Origin of the sequence: Protofrankia sp. Cj3 (genome assembly GCF_917627355.1) — a bacterium.
Lineage (GTDB): Bacteria > Actinomycetota > Actinomycetes > Frankiales > Frankiaceae > Protofrankia.
Genome location: NZ_CAKJTR010000235.1, coordinates 5600 through 6763, shown reverse-complemented (window position 1 = coordinate 6763; position 1164 = coordinate 5600). Strand labels below are relative to the sequence as shown.

At 63.5% G+C, this 1164-nt stretch carries 1 protein-coding gene; it reads right to left on the bottom strand.

Going from position 1 to position 1164, the window contains the following annotated elements; genetic code table 11:
* Positions 1-54: 54 nt before the first annotated feature.
* Positions 55-946 (bottom strand): IS5 family transposase gene (locus tag MJ783_RS21115; protein ID WP_370651755.1). Its coding sequence is split into 2 segments (ribosomal slippage): positions 55-402 and positions 404-946, totalling 891 coding nucleotides; the frame shifts between segments, so codons are not numbered across the junction.
* Between the last annotated feature and the right edge of the window lie 218 nt (positions 947-1164).

Here is a 1164-nt window from a genome sequence, read left to right as displayed (position 1 = left end):
GAGGGCGTTTGGAAACTCTCATCAAGATTAATAACTAATTTTGACCTTGCTTGCCTACCGGATCGGGTCGGCATCGGAGACGGCTCCCTCGGTCCGCGCATCCAGGTTCCGGCGCTGCCGCGAGGGCGGTCGCTGCGCGAGCCGCCGCGACATCAGCATGATCATAACAATGTAGACCATGGTCTCGTGCTGGACCGGCAACCTTTCGTAGTCACGAACACACCGCCGATACCGGATGATCCAACCGAAAGTGCGCTCCACGACCCACCGGCGCGGCAACACCACGAACCCGCTGACATCGTCGCCGCACTTGACGACGGTGACGGTCAGTTTCAGCACCTGCCTGGCCCACCTGACTAACCGGCCGGCATACCCGCCATCGGCCCAGACTACGCTGACCAGGGGAAAAGCGCTCCCGCAGTCGGGCCAGCAGCGGGGGCGCGCCGTCACGGTCCTGCACGCTGGCCGCTGTGATCACTACGGTCAGCAGGAGCCCGAGCGTATCCACCGCTATATGCCGTTTTCTCCCATTAATCTTTTTTCCAGCGTCATACCCGCGGCTACCATTAGTCACAGTATCGGCGCCCTTAAGCGACTGTGAATCGATAATCGCTGCCGTCGGGAACGGCGAGCGGCCGGCAGCCACCCGCACCCGGTCACGCAGCGCGTCGTGGATAGCCTGCCAACTACCGGCCGTCCGCCACCGTACGAACAGTCCGTACACCGTTCGCCACGGCGGGAACTCCACGGGGAGCTGTCGCCAAGCCAAGCCACCCCGCACCAGATAGAAGATCGCGTCCAGGACACGCCGTCGAGCGTGCTTCTCGGGCCGGCCACCCTTCCCCGCCCGGTTACCCGGCGCGGGCAGGAGCGGTTCGAGCACCCTCCACTGCGCATCCGTGATCGTCGAGGACGGGTAGAAACCGTCGTGTGGTGCTACGACCACCGGCCGACGGGATTCGGGGTGGGCGGGGCAGGACACACACGTGCACGCAGACGATACTGGCGCTCGGGCTCCTGGTAGGGCGGTTGGATTCGACACCCGCGCTTTACCAGGAGTCCGCTGCCGTGTGGGGGTGCCACGCCGTGTCTATCCGTATGGGTACGTGAGCGTGTTTGCACAACTACAACATCATCTATGGGGTGGCAGTTTAGAAACACGCT